Here is a 16782-nt window from a genome sequence, read left to right on the forward strand (position 1 = left end):
GCGACGCGACCCGTCAGGCCGACTCGCGGGCGATGACCTCGCCGTGGGCGGGGGTCAGGCCGTCCAGGTCGAGGCCCAGCGCCTGGCGGGCGGCCAGCCGGCCGTGCGCCTCCGCGTCGATGTGCACCGTGGTCAGGGACGGGGTGGCCAGGGCGCCGTACTCCGTGTCGTCGAAGCCCATCACCGCCAGCTCGGCGGGGACCGGGACGCCCAGGTCGCGCAGGGCCGTGAGCGTTCGCAGCGCGGTGTCGTCGTCGTAGCCGGCGATCGCGGTGACCTCCGGGTGCTCGGCGCGGAACTCGGCGATCGCCGCCACTCCCGCCGCGCGCCGGGTCATCGACGCGGAGAACGGTTACGTGCTCAGCTATGCCCGCCAGCGGATCGAAAACGCTCACGGCCTGATCGGCACGACGTATCACACCGCCTCGCTCGCGCCGTACGACGCGGTCATCGCGCTGTCGCTGGTCGGCCTCGAGCACGCCGCGCCCGGCACGCGGGTCGAGGTGGTCTGGGGCGACGACCCGGGCACCGGCGAGCCGGTCGACCTGCCGCGGATCCGCGCGACCGTGCAGCCGGCGCCGTACAACGAGCACGCCCGTACGCGGTACCGCCGCGACTGAAAACGGGATATATCATCACGCACTGGATCACCGACGAACCCCGGAAAGGAGGGCGGACGTGACGATCGCCCAGGCGGCACCGCACCGTGCCGCGTCGCCCACACCACTGGCCGATCACGCCTCGCTGATCGTGCACGGCCGCGACCGCACCGGCATCGTGGCCGCGGTCGGCGCCGTGCTGGCCAAGCACCAGGCCAACATCGTGTCGCTCGACCAGTACAGCGACAACCCGCACGGCGGGGCGTTCTTCCAGCGTACGGTCTTCGGGCGGGACAACCTCAAGGTGGCCCTCCCGCAGATCGAGGCGGACCTGCGGGCCGAGATGGACAAGGGTTTCGAGCTCGACTTCACCCTGCGCGACCTGTCCATCCCGAAGCGGGTGGCCATCTTCGCCTCCAAGGCCGAGCACTGCCTGCTCGACCTGCTCTGGCGGCACCGCCGGGGCGAGCTGCCGATCACGGTGGCGATGGTGATCTCGAACCACCCCGACACCGCCGGCGAGGTGCGCTCGTTCGGCATCCCGTTCTTCCACGTGCCCTCGGCCGGCGCGGACAAGTCCGGGGCCGAGGCCGAACACCTGCGGCTGCTGCAGGGCAACGTCGACTTCGTGGTGCTCGCCCGGTACATGCAGATCCTCTCCGGCGAGTTCATCGGCCGGCTGGGCGTGCCGATCATCAACATCCACCATTCGTTCCTGCCGGCGTTCATCGGTGCCGGACCGTACGCAAAGGCCAAGGAGCGGGGCGTGAAGCTGATCGGCGCGACCGCGCACTACGTCACCGAGGACCTGGACGAAGGCCCGATCATCGAGCAGGACGTGGTCCGGGTCAGCCATCGGGACACCGTGGCCGACCTGCAGCGCCGGGGCGCGGACGTGGAACGGGACGTGCTGTCCCGGGCGGTGCGGTGGCACAGCGAGGACCGGGTGATCCGGCACGAGAACCACACGATCGTTTTCGCCTGAGAGCCCGAGCCGGCGAGCCGGAGCCTGGAGCGGCCGGCGATCGGATTCGATCAAGGACACAATGGACGGTCCATGACACGATGAGTGGCGATGGACGTGTCGCCGTCTCCCGCCGATCGGGCCCGGTCCGGCATCCGGTCGTGGGTGCGGGCCGCGGGCTCCGGCGTGCGGCGCGCCACGCCGTACGCCATCCTCGCTTTTCTCTCCGCCTCGGCGATGGCGCCGGTCGCCGGCGCGGCCCTGGGCGCTCCGGCGGAGTTCTCGGCCGCGCTCAACCAGCTCGGCGGGATGGGCACCAACTACCTGGCGGACGCGCTTGCGGCGACCGCTGCGCGCGCCTCCGATCACCGCGATCAGGATTGGCGCGACGCGGTCGCCGCGGAACTGCTCGCCCGGCTGGAAAGCGGTGACACCGGGCTGCGCGACGAGCTGACCGGGCTGCTGCACGCGGTCGGCGCGGTGGAGACGGCGCTGCTGGCCGCCGGCGAGGAGGACCGGGAGCGGCTCGCCGCCGCGTTCGAGAGCCTCCAGGTGTTCGCGCTGGAGACCCGGCGGGTCCTGGACGAGATCCGGCTCGGGCTCAGCCGCCAGGCCGAGGAGCAGCGCCGGGACACGACCCGGGTGCTGGGCGCGCTCGCCGCCACCACCGCGCTGATCCGATCGCTGCGCCTCGCGGAGGAAAAGCCCCCGGCGGAAAAGTCCACGGCGGAGAAGTCCACGGCGGAAAAGTCCACGGCGGAGAAGTCCACGGCGGAAAGGACGGCCGGGGACGTCCCGCCGTATCCCGGCCTGGCCAGTTTCGACATCGGCGACGCCGCGTTCTTCCACGGTCGCGAGGAGTTGGCCGGGCGCTTGCTCGGGCGGCTCGACGAACACCTGCTCGGCGGCCCACCGGTGGTGCTGGTCGGCGCGTCCGGCGCGGGCAAGTCCTCGCTGCTGCGGGCCGGCCTCCTGCCCCTGGTGGCGGCGGACGGCCTGGGCGAGGGCAGCGGCGCCTGGCCCTGGGTGATCATCACGCCGGGCGCCCACCCGCTGGCGACCCTCCGCGCCGCACTACCGGCAACCGGAAACGCCGCACCACCGGCAACCGGAAACGCCGCACCACCGGCAACCGGAAACGCCGCACCACCGGCAACCGAAAACGGCGCGCAGGCGGCAACCGAAAATGGCGCGCAGGCAGCAACCGGAACCCGGACGATCGTCCTCGTCGACCAGTTCGAGGAGCTGTTCACCCAGTGCGCCGACCCGGCCGAGCGCACCGCCTTCGTCACCGAACTGGCCGCCCTCCCCCGGACCCTGCTCATCCTTGCCGTGCGCGCCGACTTCTACCCGCAGTGCACGGAACTGCCGCCGATGGCCGCCCTCCTCGGCCCCGGCCAGGTCGTGGTCGGGCCGCTGACCGAGGAGGAACTGCGCCGGGCGATCGCCGACCCGGCCCGCGACGCCGGGCTGACGGTGGAGCCGGGCCTGGTCGAGATGCTGCTGCACGACTACCAGCCGGGCGCGCTCCCGCTGCTGGCGCACGCCTTGCGCGCCACGTGGGAGCGCCGCGAGGGCGACACGCTCACGGTCGCCGGCTACCGCGCCACCGGGGGCATCCGCCGGGCCGTCGCCGCGAGCGCCGAGCGGGTGTACGCGACGCTGGACGAACCCGGCCGTGCGGCGCTGCGCGCCGAGCTGCTCGGCCTGGTCACCGTCGTGGACGGGCTAGCGGTCCGGCGGCGCGCCCGGCCGGCCGAGGTGAACATGCCGGTGCTGCGCCCGCTGATCGCCGAGCGGCTGGTCACCGCCGACGAGGACACCGTCGAGATCAGTCACGAGGCGCTGCTGGACGGCTGGCCCCGGCTCGCCGGCTGGCTCGCCGACGCCCGCGAGGAGATCCTGCTGCGCCGGCGGCTGGCCGAGGCCGCGCGGGAATGGGCGGCGGCCGGCGAGGACCCGGACGCCCTCTACCGGGGAGCCCGGCTGGCGGCGGCCCGCGAGCTGATCGCGGACGCTCCGGAGGCGCAGCGGCGCTTCCTGGCCGCCTCGATCGAGGCGGCCGAGCGGCAGCAGCTCGCCGAGCGGCGCACGACCCGGCGGTTGCGGCGGCTGGTGGCCGGTCTCGCGGTGGCGCTGCTGCTGGCGGTCGCGGGCGGGCTGGCCGCGCTCGGCCAGACCCGCGCCGCCCGGTCCAGCGAGCGGGTCACCTCCTCGGACCGGCTGGCCTTCGAGGCGCGCACCGACCACTACGCGGATCCGCTGCGTTCGGTGAACGAGGCGGTCGAAGCGTGGGCGCAGGCGCCGACGGTCGAGGCCCGCAGCGCGCTGATCTACGCGCAGCAGGTCCAGCTGGTCGTCCGGCTCGGGACGTTCGCCGGGGGCCAGACGGTGGCGGTGAGCGCGGACGGCCGGCGGGTCGCGGTCGGCTACCGGACGGGCGCGATCCAGCTGTGGGACACCGCGACGCAGCGGCGGGTGGGCGACGTGCTGCACAACCCGACCGACCGCATGTATTACCTGGCCTTCTCGCCGGACGGCCGGTGGCTGGCGGCCGGCTCGGAGGTCCCGCGGGGCGTCGCGGTGTGGGACCTGGCGACCGGCGAGCCGCGGCGGCTCGACGCCAACGGCGGGGTGGCCTGGCTGCCCGACTCGTCGGCGCTGGTGGCCGCCCGCTCCGGTGTGCCGAGCCCGCAGATCGGTGAATGGAGCCCGTCGAACGGGCGCCTGGCCGCCTCGTTCTCGAGCCCGGTCCCGGGCGGCGGCACGGTCCGGGTCAGCGCCGACGGACGATATCTGGCCTTCTGCGGGCCGTACGGCGGCGTGGTGCTGCGGCTGGCCGACCGGACCGTGCAGACCCGCCTGCCGGGCATCTGCCATGCCGGGTTCGACGCCGACGACACCGTCTACAGCACCGCGATGGACCCCACCGGCGCCCGCACGCCCCCGGTTCAGGCGCGCCGTCTCGAGGACGGCTGGCGGCCGATCGACCTCACCGACCCGGGCGGCGCCCTCCCGCAGCCGGCGCAGTCGTACCAGAATCTCGCGGTCACGCCGGACGGCACCGTCCTGATCGGCAGTTCCCGGGTCGGCGAGACGCTACGGCTGACGCTGAACGGCGGCCGGCTCCCGCTCGGCAACCTGATCTCGGTGCCCAACGATGTCGCCGTCTCCGGGGACGGCCGGCTGGTCGCCCTGGTCGGGGAGAAGGACCCGCCGACGCTGATCTGGCAGAACGGTTCGGCCCTGCCGCACCCGCAGGCGATCCCGCACCTGGCGGTGGACCCGGCCGGCGGCTGGCTGGCGACCACCTCGAACGACGCGGCGATCCGGGTCTGGGATCCGCGAACCGGGGCCCTGCACGCGACGATCAAGGTGGACGCCACCGACGTCGCGGCCGGCCTCGCGTACGGCCCGGACGGGACGCTGGCCGCCGTCTTCGGCCAGGGCGACAGCCGGGTGCTGCTCTACGACCGGCAGTTGCGGCTCCGGCAGACGCTGCGCGTCCCGGCCTCCTTGTTCGCCGCGAACATCGTCTTCTCGCCGGACGGCACACGGCTGGCCGCCGTGGTGAATCCGAGCCGGGAGCTGGACAAGAACAGAAACAAGGTGCAGGACGCCGACGATCCGGACGTGATCGTGTGGGACACCCGGACCTACCGGACGGTCGCGCTGATACACCTGCCCGGGTTTCTCTCGATGCAGCCGGCCTTCACCCCCGACGGGAAGTATCTGCTGGTCACCGCGAACCGGCTGACGGACGTGTCGGCGATCCGGCAGGACGGCGCGGTGTGGCGCTTCCGTGCCCGGGACTTCACCGTGGTCGATTCCCGCCGGCTGCCGGACACCCCGCTCGACGAGATCGCGGTGAGCCCCGACTCGACCGCCTTCGCGGTGACTCCCGGCAACACCGCCCGGGTGTTCCGGGTGGACGGCCTGACCCCGCTGCGCGACATCGGCCGGCATCCGGCGCCGCTCACCCGGGTGGTCTGGTCGCCGGACGGCGCGCTGCTGGCCACCGCGACCGACACCTCCGACGGCCTGATCCTGCTCTGGGACGCCACGACCGGCGCCGAGGTGGCCGAGGTCCGCGGCAACGACACCAACTACGGGCAGATCCGGTTCAGCACGGACTCACGCCAGCTGTTCGCCGGGCTCTACAACGCGACGGTCGGCGTCTGGTGGCTGGATCCGGCGGACGCGATCGGCCGGCTCTGCGGGCTGGCGGCGCCGGCCGATCGGGCCGCCGGCGACGAACCGCCGGCCCTCTGCCGGGATTGACCCCCCTGATGTGACGGGTGCCACATCAGGACGCCCGACGCTTGCCGAGGCAAACAAGATCCGCACGAGTTCGTGAGCGTTCGTCGCATTTGCACGGCTCGGCGACGCCCGTCGGATCGTCATCGGTCACATCGAGGCGAGCCAATAAGAGAACGGGTAGATCACCAGCGGTCACGACGGGGGCGTCGCGTCCCGATGGCCGATTGACTTGGGTTTCGGGAAGATATATCTGTTTCCCTGCGATGTCGTGCCCGGCGCGGGCAGCCCCGGCAGCACCGGGGCGAATGCACAACGCTCGTGTCAGGAGGAAACCACGCATGCCGGGACAGACCGCCAGTTCGAACGGCAAGGTCCCCGCCCTGAAAGGCAAGAAACAGAAGGCGCCTTTCTGGGCTAAAGCGGTCACCGCGCTCGGCGCGTTCCTGGCCGTGCTGAGCGTCTCCGGCATCGTCGGCGTGAAGTACTTCCTCGGTCAGCTGACCGACAACATCCAGACCACCTCGAGCGTGCTGGACAACGAGAGCGGCGGGGGCGCCGGCAAGGAGACCGGCAAGCTGCCGGACGGCGCGATCAACCTGCTTATGCTCGGCCTGGACACCCGGGAGAGCTGGGGCAAGGAGGGCATCACCTCCCGCTCCGACACGATGATCATCCTGCACATCTCGAAGGCGCACGACCAGGCGTACATGATCTCGATCCCCCGCGACGCGAAGGTGCAGATCCCGGCCGACAGCTCGCTGGGCACCAGGGCCACCACCGACAAGATCAATGGTGCGTACGCGCTGGGCTCGGAGAACAACCGCGGCTGGACCGGCGGCGCGAAGCTGGCCACCAAGACCGTGCACGAGGTGACCGGGATCAACTTCGACGGCGTCGTGGTCATCGACTTCGACGGCTTCAAGGGCATCCTGGAGGCCATGGGCGGCGTCTACATGTGCGTCGACAAGGACGTCTGGTCGAGTCACTACGTCGTGGTCAACGGCAAGGTGCAGTACGCCGTGGGCGCCGACCCGACCTCCCCGCCGCGCAACGCGCTCTGGTTCCGCAAGGGCTGCCGCAACATGGCGGCCTGGGAGGCCCTGGAGTTCTCCCGGATCCGGCACTCGTCCAACGGCGACTACGACCGGCAGCGCCACCAGCAGCAGTTGCTGCGCGCGATGGCGAAGAAGGCCAGCAGCTCCGGCGTGCTGACCAACCCGGCCAAGGTGGCGAACATCCTCAAGGCGGCCGGCAGTGCGCTCAAGATGGACACCCACGGCGTCGGCGTGCAGGACTTCATCTTCGGCATGAAGAGCCTGGCCGCCGCGGACCTCATTCCGATCAAGACCAACGACGGGACGTTCGCCCCGACGTCGGACCAGAGCGCCGAGACCCTCAACCCGGACACCATGGACCTGTTCAAGGCCACGGCCGCCGACAACCTGCGCGACTTCCTGGTCCGCCACCCGCAGATGCTGATCAGCGACGGGTCAACGGGGAGCCTTTGAGCCATCCGGTCCAGCCGTTGAGGATCCGGGCCGGGTCGGTGCCGAGGACGTCGGCGAGCAGCGTGGCGTAGACGTCGCGGAAGTCGGTCGTGTACTTGAGGTCGCCCTGGTCCAGGTCGGTCAGGCCGGGCGGCTCGCCGTACATGCCGCCCCGGACGCCCTGGCCGAGCAGGAACATCGACGAGGCGGTGCCGTGGTCGGTACCGTCGGAGGCGTTCGCGGCGACCCGGCGGCCGAACTCGGAGTAGACCGCGACCACCACGTTGCGGCCGGCCGCGCTGCGTGACATCCGGTCGGCGAACGCGGCGAGGGGCTTGTCCAGCTTGGTGAGCTGGGATTCCTGCGCGGTCTTCTCGTCGGCGTGCAGGTCGAAGCCGCCGAGCGAGACCGAGTAGACCCGGGTGGCCGCGCCCGCCTCGACGCACCTGGCGACCAGCGCCAGCTGCTGTTCGAGCGGCTGGGTGGCGCCGCCGGTGGCGGTGGCGGCCGGCTCGTCGTCCGGGTCGGTGCCGGTGGCCGCCACGTCGTGCATCAGGTCCTGGATCCGGGTCAGGTCGGCGAAGCAGGTGGCGGCGCGCTGCCGGGCGGCCGGCTCGGCCGGGTCGGGCCGCCCGAGCGCGGTCAACTGGGCCGTCGTCACGGTGGCCGGGAGCTTCACCTCGCCGCCGGGCACGGTCGCGCCCGCGCTGTGCGCGCCGGCCAGCAGCGGCGGCAGCACCGGCTCGAAGGAGACCGCGAGGCGCGGGTCGCCGCCGGCCGCGTCCAGCCAGCGGCCGAGCCAGCCGGTGGTCTCCGGGGCGTCGGGGCGGCCGGTCTGCCAGATGTCCATCGAGCGGAAGTGGCTGCGGTCGGGCTTCGGGTAGCCGACGCCGCGCACCACCGCGAGCTTGCCGTCCTGGTAGGCCCGGTGCAGGCCGGCCATGACCGGGTTCAGTCCGAAGTGGTCGTCCAGGTGCAGGACCTTCTCCGGGTCGTAGGCAAGGGCGGGACGAGCTTGGGCGTACGCCGGATCCGCGTACGGGATGAGGGTGTTGAGCCCGTCGTTCCCGCCGTAGAGCGTCACGAGGACGAGGGTGCGCGCCGACGGATCGCGATCCCCGGCGGTGCCCAGGATGTCGGCGAGCGTGAAGGCGCCCCCGGCGAGCGCGAGCGCCCCCGCCGAGACGCCGCTCGCGACCAGGAACCGGCGGCGGGTGACGGTGTCCATTCCTGCCTCCTCAGCAGACCGTGTACTCGGGCGTGGCCAAACCGATCGCCAGCAGTCGCCGCGGGTCCTTCGCGGCCTGCCTGAGCACCGCGGCGGTCCGGTCGGTCCAGGCGTCGACCACGAGCAGCCGGGCGAGCGCGTCCAGCCGGTCGGTCTCCGCCGCCTCGGACAGCTCCTGGGTCCGGGCGGTCGCGAGGGCGGCAAGGGCTTGCCCGGTACGCAGCCGGGCCTGCGCCGCGGCGGTGGTGAGCCAGGCCTCCCCCGCCGGCCAGCCGCCCACGCTCGGCGGCCGGAACGGGACCTGGCCGAGCGCGCGCAGCCCGGCGCGCACCGGCTTGCCCGCGTCGGCCGGGTCGACGCCGAGCTGGCGAACCGCGCCCACGACCCACTCGACCGGCTGCTTGACGAGTTGCCCGGCGGTCACCGGGAAGGCCGGGTCGAGGGCCATCGCCCGCAGCATCGCGGGCACGTCATTGCCGGCCGCGGTGAGCGCGGCGGGCGCCGGGTCGGTTCCGCCGTAGCGCAACCAGACCCGGGACGCCAGGAAGGGCACGTGCCGCGGGTGCCGGACGAGCAGGTCGGCGTAGCCGTCGACGTCGAGCGGGCCGGTCCGGCCCAGCAGCGTGACCGGCTCGGTGGCGTGCCGGTCCAGGACGAGACGGCTGGAGCCGGCCTGCCGGTCGACCTGCCAGCCGGTGAGCACCCGGGCGGCGGCCTTGACGTCGTCCTCGGTGTAGTTGCCGACGCCGAGGGTGAACAGCTCCATCGACTCGCGGGCCAGGTTCTCGTTCGGCGCCCTACGGGTGTTCTTCTGCCCGTCGAGCCAGACGATCAGCGCCGGGTCGCGCAGCATCGCCCGGACCAGCGGGCCGGTCGGGCCCGACCCGTACGTGCGGAAGGTTTTCTGCTGGGTGAGCATGAGGGCGGCCGAGCGCACCTTCTGCGCGCTGGTGGCCCAGTGGCCGTGCCAGAAGAAGGTCAGCTTCTCGGCGGCGGTCCCGCCGTGCGCGGCCATCCGCCCGATCCACCAGTCGACGGCGGCGGCGACCTCGTTCCGCGTCGCCTGCCGGTCGCCCTTGTCGACGGGCGGCAGCGACGGGTACGCGATCGCACCGGGCGGGGCGAGCACCCGCTCCACGGTGGCCGGCAGCCCGTCCCGCACCGCGGCGTCCACCTCGGCCGCCGTCGGCCCGAACGTCAGCCGGCGCAGAACGTGCGCCACGTCGCGTCGGTCGGTCATGGCGGCCACGCTAGGCCCGCTCGGTAAGCGTCAGGTAAGGGCGCGGTCAGCTTCCGGCAACCCCACGACCCGGTCCAGATCGGCTACCAATGACGGGAAGATGCCGCGAAGGGACAACCAGCCGCCATGACCGACACCAACCGGGAAATGCTGCGTACCACGTTCGGCCAGGACGCCGAACTCTACGACCGGTGCCGTCCCGGCTATCCACCCCAGCTGTTCACCGACCTCGCCACGCTCGCCGGTCTCGGCCCCCACGCCCGGGTACTGGAGATCGGCTGCGGCACCGGCCAAGCGACCCTGCCCCTGGCGCAACGGGGCTGCACGGTGGTCGCGATGGACCTCAGCCCCGACATGGCCGCGGTCGCTCGACGCAATCTCGCACCGTTCCCGAACGTCACCGTCGTCGCGGTGGCGTTCGAGGATTGGCAGCCGCCGGACGGGACCTTCGACGCGGTTCTCTCCGCTACCGCGTTCCACTGGCTCGACCCCGGCGTGCGCATGAGCAAGGCAGCTGACCTGCTGCGTCCCGGCGGAGCCCTCGGCATCGTCTCGACCCACCACATCGCCGGCGGGACGACCGCCTTCTTCGCCGACGCGCAACGATGCTACGAACGTTTCGACCCCACGACACCGCCCGGTCTGCGCCTGACCACCGATGACGAGACCGCCGAGGAGGCAGCGGAGTTCGATCGATCGGCACGTTTCGGGCCGGTCGAGTTCCGGCGCTACGAGTGGCAACAGACCTACCGGTCCCGCGAGTACCTGGACCTGCTCATGACCTACTCCGGCCATCGGGCCATGGCGACGCGGGCACGCGACGGCCTGTTCGCGTGCATCACTCACCTGATCGACGACGTCTATGACGGGGAAGTCACGAAGCAGTACCGGACCAGGCTCGCGATCGCGCGCAAGACACCGTGACCCGGCTCGGCGCCACGAGCCCGAGAGCCGCGATCCGGGCCGGCGTGGTCGCGCTGGTGGCGGTCGTCGTGGTGGTCCCGCGCGGGAATCACCGGCGCGGCGGTTTTGACCACCGATCTCAGCCCGGCGGTCGCGGCAAAGGCCGGAGTTGCACCTGGCTCGCGAGGCGCACCGGGTGCGACCACGGCTGCGGTTGGGGCGGCCCATCCCGTACGGGCAAAGGTTGGAATTTGACCGCACATTGCTGTAGCCCGTTGCCATAGTGTGCGTCGCACAGTATCGTCTCTCTCATGACAATGGAGGCGACACTCCCGGGGCACCTGCAGGAGTTGCGGCGCGGCACGGTCGTCGTCGCGAGCCTGATGGTGCTGCGCGAGCCCGGCTACGGCTATTCGCTGCTCGAGACGCTGAGCGCGGCCGGCTTCGAGGTGGAGGCCAACACGCTCTATCCGCTGCTGCGCCGGCTCGAGGCGCAGGGGCTGCTGACCAGCGAGTGGAACACGGACGAGGCGCGGCCGCGGAAGTTCTACCGCACCACCGAGGCGGGCAACGCGGTCACCGACGTCCTGGTCACCGAGTGGGCCCGGCTGAACAAGGCGATCACCGATCTGGACACGACCACGGGGAGCAGGAAATGACCAGTCTCGTCGACCGATACGTCCACACCGCGCTGCGCCGCGTCCCGGAGCAGCAGCGCGCCGACATCGACCGGGAACTGCGAGCGTCCATAGCGGACGCGGTCGACGCCCGGGTCGACGCCGGTGAGGACCGCGACGCCGCGGTCACCGCCACGCTGACCGAGCTGGGCGATCCCGACAAGCTCGCGGACGGCTACGCCGGGCGCTCGGGTTACCTGATCGGGCCGGAGCTGTACGCGCCGTGGCGGCGGCTGGTCACCACACTGCTGACCGTCGTGCTCCCGATCGTCGTGGTCGCGCTGGTCATCCTCGACGTGGTGGACGACAGTTCGATCGGCGATGTGATCGGAACGGCCGTGTCGAGCACGCTGAATATCGGCGTGAACATGGTGTTCTGGACGACGCTCGTCTTCGTGATCGTCGAGCGCACCGGCACGGTCAAGGACAAGCTGAAGGTCAGTTGGTCGCTCGACGACCTGCCCAGGTACGAGCCGAGCCGGGTGCCGATCGCGCAACTGGCGGCCGGTCTGGTCTGGCCGGCCCTGCTGATCGCGGCGCTGCTCTGGCAGCAGTTCGGGATCGGCGAAACACCGGTGCTCAACCCGGCGAACTGGTCGTTCTGGTGGCCGTGTCTCATCGTGCTGCTGGCGCTCCAGGGCGCGTACCAGGTTTGGGTGTGGCGGCGGGCGGCCTGGGACCGCACGGTCACCGCGGTGAACACCGTGCTGGAGCTGGCCTTCGCGGTCCCGCTGATCTGGCTGCTCAATTCCGATCGGTTCTTCAACCCGGCGTTCCACAGCTTCGCGAAGGTGGGCTCGGAGTCCGATGTGGAGCATTGGCTGACCCTGCTGATCACCGTGGTCGTCCTGGTCGGCACGGCCAAGGACATCTATGACACGGCCCGGCGCGGCGAGCGCGCCCGGCGCGGCCTTTAGGCGGGCAGCCCGTCCAGGCGGGCGAGCACCTGCAGCATCACCTCGTCGGCGCCGGCGCCGATGGACGTGAGACGGACGTCCCGGAGCATCCGGGACGTCCACGTCTCCTCCAGGTAGCCGGCGCCGCCATGGAACTGCAGGCACCAGTCGGCGACCTCGCGGATCAGCCGGCCGGCCTTGAGCTTGGCGACCGTGGCCATCCGGGTGATGTCCTCGCCGGCCATCAGCGCCTCGCAGGTCTGCAGGTTGTGGCTGCGCAACAGGTCGACCTCGGCCTGCAGCTCGGTCAGCTTGAACGCCACGTACTGCCGGTCGGCGAGCGGCCGGCCGAAGACGCTTCGCTCCTTGACGAAGGCCCGGGTGCGATCCAGGGCGTACTGGCACTGACCCACCGTCGTGTACGCCGCGAACATGCGCTCGGTGACGAACTGGCGCATCTGCTGCTGGAAGCCGCGGCCGGCCTCGCCGATCGTATACGCGACCGGCACCCGCACCCCGTCGAGCACCAGCTCGGCGGTGTCCGAGCAGCGGTTGCCGAGCTTGTCGAAGGTGCGCGCCACCGAGAAGCCGGGCCGTTCGGTCGGCACGACGATCTGCGACATGCCACGGTAGCCTCCCTCGTCGGAGGTGCGGGCGAGCAGGCACAGCCAGTCGGCCTGGGCGCCGTTGGTGATGAACACCTTCCGCCCGGTGATCACCCAGTCGTCGCCGTCCCGCACCGCCCGGGTGCGCAGCCGGGACACGTCGGAGCCGGTGTCCGGCTCGGTGACGGCGATCGCAGTGACCGCGGCGCCGGCGATGGCGGGCCGCAGGAACGACTCCTTGAGCTCGGCCGACCCGAACTCGTGCAGCGACGGGGTGGCCATCATCGCCTGGACGCCGAGGGCCATGCCGACGCCGCCGGCGTGCATCCGCCCGTACTCCTCCGCGGCGACCAGCTGGAAGCTGTGGTCAGCGCCCTCGCCGCCCCACTCCGGGCCGTACTCGAGGCCGAGCAGGCCAAGCGCGGCGGCCTTGGGGAACAGGTCGTGCAGCGGCACGCGACCGGCCGCCTCCCACCCGTCGACGTGCGGGTTGACCTCGGTGTCGACGAATCTCCGGACGCTCTCCCGGAAGGCGTGGTGGTCCTCGTTGAGCCGCATTACCGCACGGTAGCTTTCCGGGTGGCGAAAAAACAAGCACGCTTGCTTGTTTTTGCCGGCTGTGCGAGCCTCGGCGGGTGATCCGCATCGGCAACTGCTCCGGGTTCTACGGGGACCGGCTCTCCGCGATGCGGGAGATGCTGGAGGGCGGCGACCTCGACGTGCTCACCGGCGACTACCTCGCCGAGCTGACCATGCTCATTCTGTCGCGGGACCGGAAGTCGGACGACGCTTTGGGATATGTCCCGACGTTCCTCGCCCAGCTGCGGGACTGCCTGCGGCTGGCGCTGGACCGGCGCGTCCGGATCGTGACCGATGCCGGTGGCGTCAACCCGGCCGCGCTGGTCGCCGCGATCCGCCAGATCGCCGCCGACCAGGGCCTCTCCCCCACCGTCGCGCTCGTCCGGGGCGACGAGCTCGGCCCCGGCGATCATGCCTACCTGGGCGCCTTCGGCATCGCCCGGGCCATGGCGGCCGACATCGTGGTCACCGGCCGCGTCACCGACGCCTCGCTGGTGATCGGGCCGGCGATCGCCCGCTACGGCTGGGACCGGTCGGCTTACGATCAGCTCGCCGGGGCGACCGTGGCCGGGCACGTCCTCGAGTGCGGCACCCAGGCAACCGGCGGCAATTACCCGTTTTTTACTGAAATAAGCGATATGTCGGTTCTGGGATTTCCGATCGCGGAGATCGCGTCGGACGGGTCCAGCGTGATCACCAAGCATCCCGGGACCGGCGGCGCGGTCACCGTCGGGACGGTGACCGCCCAGCTCATGTACGAGATCCAGGACGCTCGCTACGCCGGGCCGGACGTGACCACCCGGCTCGACTCGATCTCGCTGCGGCAGGACGGGACGGATCGGGTTTCGATCTCGGGCGTACGCGGCGAGCCGCCCCCGCCGGACCTCAAGGTCTCCCGGACGCGGGTCGGCGGGTATCGCAACGAGATGACCCTGGTGCTGACCGGGCTGGACATCGAGGCGAAAGCGGCGCTGTTCCGGCGGCAGTTCGAGGCGGGGCTCACGACCCGGCCGGCCGAGCTGACCTGGTCGCTCGCGCGCCTCGACCGGCCGGACGCGCCGAGTCAGCAGGAGGCGTCGGCGCTGCTCACCGTCGTCGGACGGGACGCGTCGCGGGGCGTGGTGGATCGGGCGTTCAGCAACACGGCCGTCCAGCTGGCGCTCGGCTCGTATCCGGGGTTCTTCGCGACGACGCCGCCCGGGCCGGCCCATCCCTACGGCGTCTTCACCGCCGGATACGTCCCGCAGGGGGACCTGGCGCACGAGGTGGTGCTCGACGACGGGACGGTCTCGCCCGTCTCGCCGCCGCCGGTTTTTCAGGATCTTCCGGGCGGGCCACGGACCGCCCCCACCCTGTCCTGGGCGGGGCCAAGTAAAGCAGCCCGGTCCGACAATTCCGCGCCGTCGTCCAAACGCCGCCTCCCCCTGGGGACGATCGCCGGCGCGCGCTCCGGCGACAAGGGCGGCGACGCGAACATCGGCATCTGGGTGCGCCGCCCCGACGCGTACCCCTGGCTCTCGAATTTGATCTCCGAGGACACCCTGCGCGAGCTTCTCCCGGAAACCGCCGGTATGCCGCTCCACATCACCCCCCTGCCCAACCTCCTCGCCGTCAACGTCGTGATCGAGGGCCTCCTCGGCGAGGGCGTCGCCTACCACGCCCGCTTCGACCCGCAGGCCAAGGGTCTGGCCGAGTGGCTGCGCTCGCGCCACGTCGACATCCCGCTGTCCCTCCTGGAGGAACCCACGTGACCGTCCTCCGCTCCACCCTCGACACCTCGTCGGCCGAGGCGGTCGCCGCCCGCGCGGCCATGCTCGCCGCCCTGGACGAGGTCGCCGCCGAGACCGCCAAGGCGGTGGCCGGCGGCGGCGACCAGGCGGTCGAGCGCCATCACGCCCGCGGCAAGATGACCGCCCGCGAGCGGATCGAGCTGCTGCTGGACCTGGACTCGCCGTTCCTCGAGCTGGCGGCGCTGGCCGGCTACGGCTCGACGTTCGCGGTGGGCGGCAGCGTGGTGGCCGGGATCGGGGTGGTCAGCGGCGTCGAGTGCCTGCTGGTGGCGAACGATCCGACGGTCAAGGGCGGCGCCAGCAACCCGTGGTCGCTGCGCAAGACGCTGCGGATGCACGAGATCGCCCTGGCGAACCGGCTGCCGCTGATCGCGCTGGTCGAGTCGGGCGGGGCCGACCTGCCGACGCAGAAGGAGGTGTTCATCCCGGGCGGGGCGGTGTTCCGGGACCTGACCCGGCTGTCGGCGGCGGGGATCCCGACGATCGCGCTGGTGTTCGGGAACTCGACGGCCGGCGGGGCGTACCTGCCGGGGATGAGCGACCACGTCGTGATGATCGAGAAGCGGTCGAAGGTGTTCCTGGCGGGGCCGCCGCTGGTCAAGGCGGCCACCGGGGAGGAGTCGGACGACGAGTCTCTCGGTGGGGCGGCGATGCACGCTCAGGTCTCGGGCCTCGCCGACCACTACGCGCTCGACGAGCAGGACGCGATCCGGATCGGGCGCCGGATCATTGCCCGGCTAAATTGGGACAAGGAAGGCAAATCGCCTTCCGCGGCGAAAGAGCCGAAATATCAGGCGGACGAGCTGCTGGCCATCGTGCCGCCGGACCTGAAGGCCCCCTTCGACCCCCGGGAGATCATCGCGCGGATCGTCGACGACAGCGACTTCGACGAGGTCAAACCGCTCTACGGAACCTCCCTGGTGACCGGCTGGGCCCGCCTGCACGGCTACCCGATCGGGATCCTGGCCAACGCGAACGGCGTGCTCTTCAGCGCCGAATCCCAGAAGGCCGCCCAGTTCATCCAGCTCGCCAACCGCTCGCACACCCCGCTGCTGTTCCTGCACAACACCACGGGATACATGGTCGGCAAGGAGTACGAGCAGGGCGGCATCATCAAGCACGGCGCCATGATGATCAACGCGGTGGCCAACTCGACCGTGCCGCACGTGAGCGTGCTGATCGGGAACTCGTACGGCGCCGGGCACTACGGCATGTGCGGCCGGGCGTACCAGCCGAGGTTCGTCTTCTCCTGGCCCAGCGCCCGCTCCGCGGTGATGGGCGCCCAGCAGCTGGCCGACGTCACCTACCTGGTGTCGAAGGCGTCCGCGCTCTCCCGTGGCCGGCCGTTCGACGAGGACGGTGCGCAGGTCGTCCGGCAGATGATCGAGCAGCAGATCACCGCCGAGTCGATGCCGCTGGTGCTGTCCGGGATGGTCTACGACGACGGGATCATCGACCCGCGCGACACTCGCGACGTGCTCGGCGTCGCCCTCTCCGCGATCCACTCGGCGCCGGTGCGCGGCGCCGAGTCCTTCGGCGTTTTCCGGATGTGAG

The 16782-nt window shown here is 71.6% G+C and carries 13 protein-coding genes; 9 read left to right on the forward strand and 4 right to left on the reverse strand.

Going from position 1 to position 16782, the window contains the following annotated elements; translation table 11 throughout:
* Positions 1–13: 13 nt before the first annotated feature.
* A complete protein-coding gene (locus IH26_RS0115700; RefSeq protein WP_084598856.1) occupies positions 14–337 on the reverse strand; it encodes a substrate-binding domain-containing protein in 324 nt (107 codons plus the stop codon).
* A 19-nt stretch (positions 338–356) separates the two neighbouring features.
* Here IH26_RS0115700 and IH26_RS0115705 point away from each other — a divergent pair, with 19 nt between their 5' ends.
* The 4 genes from IH26_RS0115705 (at position 357) to IH26_RS0115720 (ending at position 7331) form a co-directional block, all read left to right on the forward strand.
* A complete protein-coding gene (locus tag IH26_RS0115705; RefSeq protein ID WP_211268654.1) occupies positions 357–620 on the forward strand; it encodes a hypothetical protein in 264 nt (87 codons plus the stop codon).
* A 58-nt stretch (positions 621–678) separates the two neighbouring features.
* Positions 679–1584 carry a formyltetrahydrofolate deformylase gene (gene purU / locus IH26_RS0115710; protein WP_030436933.1) on the forward strand — a complete coding sequence of 302 codons (906 nt, stop codon included), beginning with the start codon at positions 679–681 and terminating at the stop codon, positions 1582–1584.
* Positions 1585–1674: 90 nt separating this feature from the next.
* Positions 1675–5844, forward strand: a complete 4170-nt coding sequence (locus IH26_RS0115715; RefSeq protein ID WP_030436934.1) for an nSTAND1 domain-containing NTPase — start codon at positions 1675–1677, stop codon at positions 5842–5844.
* A gap of 317 nt (positions 5845–6161) precedes the next feature.
* A complete protein-coding gene (locus IH26_RS0115720; protein ID WP_051808180.1) occupies positions 6162–7331 on the forward strand; it encodes an LCP family protein in 1170 nt (389 codons plus the stop codon).
* Here IH26_RS0115720 and IH26_RS0115725 read toward each other — a convergent pair.
* Together IH26_RS0115725 and IH26_RS0115730 are read right to left on the reverse strand one after the other, a co-directional pair.
* Entirely contained in the window at positions 7303–8538 is a 1236-nt protein-coding gene (locus IH26_RS0115725; RefSeq protein WP_030436936.1) for a DUF1501 domain-containing protein, read from the reverse strand. The genes IH26_RS0115720 and IH26_RS0115725 overlap by 29 nt on opposite strands.
* Before the next feature lie 10 nt (positions 8539–8548).
* Complete coding sequence (locus tag IH26_RS0115730; RefSeq protein ID WP_030436937.1) at positions 8549–9778, reverse strand: DUF1800 domain-containing protein; 1230 nt, start codon at positions 9776–9778, stop codon at positions 8549–8551.
* 126 nt (positions 9779–9904) lie between these two features.
* Here IH26_RS0115730 and IH26_RS0115735 point away from each other — a divergent pair, with 126 nt between their 5' ends.
* From IH26_RS0115735 to IH26_RS0115745, 3 genes are all read left to right on the forward strand, one after another.
* Entirely contained in the window at positions 9905–10702 is a 798-nt protein-coding gene (locus IH26_RS0115735; protein WP_030436938.1) for a class I SAM-dependent methyltransferase, read from the forward strand.
* A 290-nt stretch (positions 10703–10992) separates the two neighbouring features.
* Entirely contained in the window at positions 10993–11340 is a 348-nt protein-coding gene (locus tag IH26_RS0115740) for a PadR family transcriptional regulator (protein WP_030436939.1), read from the forward strand.
* A complete protein-coding gene (locus IH26_RS0115745) occupies positions 11337–12275 on the forward strand; it encodes a permease prefix domain 1-containing protein (protein ID WP_030436940.1) in 939 nt (312 codons plus the stop codon). The genes IH26_RS0115740 and IH26_RS0115745 overlap by 4 nt, the downstream gene beginning before the upstream one ends.
* On the opposite strand, the gene IH26_RS0115750 is transcribed toward IH26_RS0115745, so the two are convergent.
* Entirely contained in the window at positions 12272–13417 is a 1146-nt protein-coding gene (locus tag IH26_RS0115750; RefSeq protein ID WP_030436941.1) for an acyl-CoA dehydrogenase family protein, read from the reverse strand. The two genes, IH26_RS0115745 and IH26_RS0115750, sit on opposite strands and share 4 nt — an antisense overlap.
* A 128-nt stretch (positions 13418–13545) precedes the next feature.
* Here IH26_RS0115750 and IH26_RS0115755 point away from each other — a divergent pair, with 128 nt between their 5' ends.
* Complete coding sequence (locus tag IH26_RS0115755) at positions 13546–15189, forward strand: acyclic terpene utilization AtuA family protein (RefSeq protein ID WP_211268659.1); 1644 nt, start codon at positions 13546–13548, stop codon at positions 15187–15189.
* Positions 15186–16781 carry an acyl-CoA carboxylase subunit beta gene (locus IH26_RS0115760; RefSeq protein ID WP_030436943.1) on the forward strand — a complete coding sequence of 532 codons (1596 nt, stop codon included), beginning with the start codon at positions 15186–15188 and terminating at the stop codon, positions 16779–16781. Before IH26_RS0115755 ends, IH26_RS0115760 begins: the two co-directional genes overlap by 4 nt.
* Position 16782 lies beyond the last annotated feature (1 nt).

The sequence above is a fragment of the Actinoplanes subtropicus genome (genome assembly GCF_000721705.1).
GTDB classification, from domain to species: Bacteria; Actinomycetota; Actinomycetes; order Mycobacteriales; family Micromonosporaceae; genus Actinoplanes; species Actinoplanes subtropicus.

What these genes read in the sequence shown, in the direction of transcription:
- IH26_RS0115700 (WP_084598856.1), bottom strand. Translation starts at nt 337, where the DNA reads ATGACCCGGCGCGCGGCGGGAGTGGCGGCGATCGCCGAGTTCCGCGCC.
- IH26_RS0115740 (WP_030436939.1), top strand. Translation starts at nt 10,993, where the DNA reads ATGACAATGGAGGCGACACTCCCGGGGCACCTGCAGGAGTTGCGGCGC.
- IH26_RS0115730 (WP_030436937.1), bottom strand. Translation starts at nt 9,778, where the DNA reads ATGACCGACCGACGCGACGTGGCGCACGTTCTGCGCCGGCTGACGTTC.
- IH26_RS0115745 (WP_030436940.1), top strand. Translation starts at nt 11,337, where the DNA reads ATGACCAGTCTCGTCGACCGATACGTCCACACCGCGCTGCGCCGCGTC.
- IH26_RS0115720 (WP_051808180.1), top strand. Translation starts at nt 6,162, where the DNA reads ATGCCGGGACAGACCGCCAGTTCGAACGGCAAGGTCCCCGCCCTGAAA.
- IH26_RS0115735 (WP_030436938.1), top strand. Translation starts at nt 9,905, where the DNA reads ATGACCGACACCAACCGGGAAATGCTGCGTACCACGTTCGGCCAGGAC.
- IH26_RS0115715 (WP_030436934.1), top strand. Translation starts at nt 1,675, where the DNA reads ATGGACGTGTCGCCGTCTCCCGCCGATCGGGCCCGGTCCGGCATCCGG.
- IH26_RS0115725 (WP_030436936.1), bottom strand. Translation starts at nt 8,538, where the DNA reads ATGGACACCGTCACCCGCCGCCGGTTCCTGGTCGCGAGCGGCGTCTCG.
- IH26_RS0115750 (WP_030436941.1), bottom strand. Translation starts at nt 13,417, where the DNA reads ATGCGGCTCAACGAGGACCACCACGCCTTCCGGGAGAGCGTCCGGAGA.
- IH26_RS0115755 (WP_211268659.1), top strand. Translation starts at nt 13,546, where the DNA reads ATGCGGGAGATGCTGGAGGGCGGCGACCTCGACGTGCTCACCGGCGAC.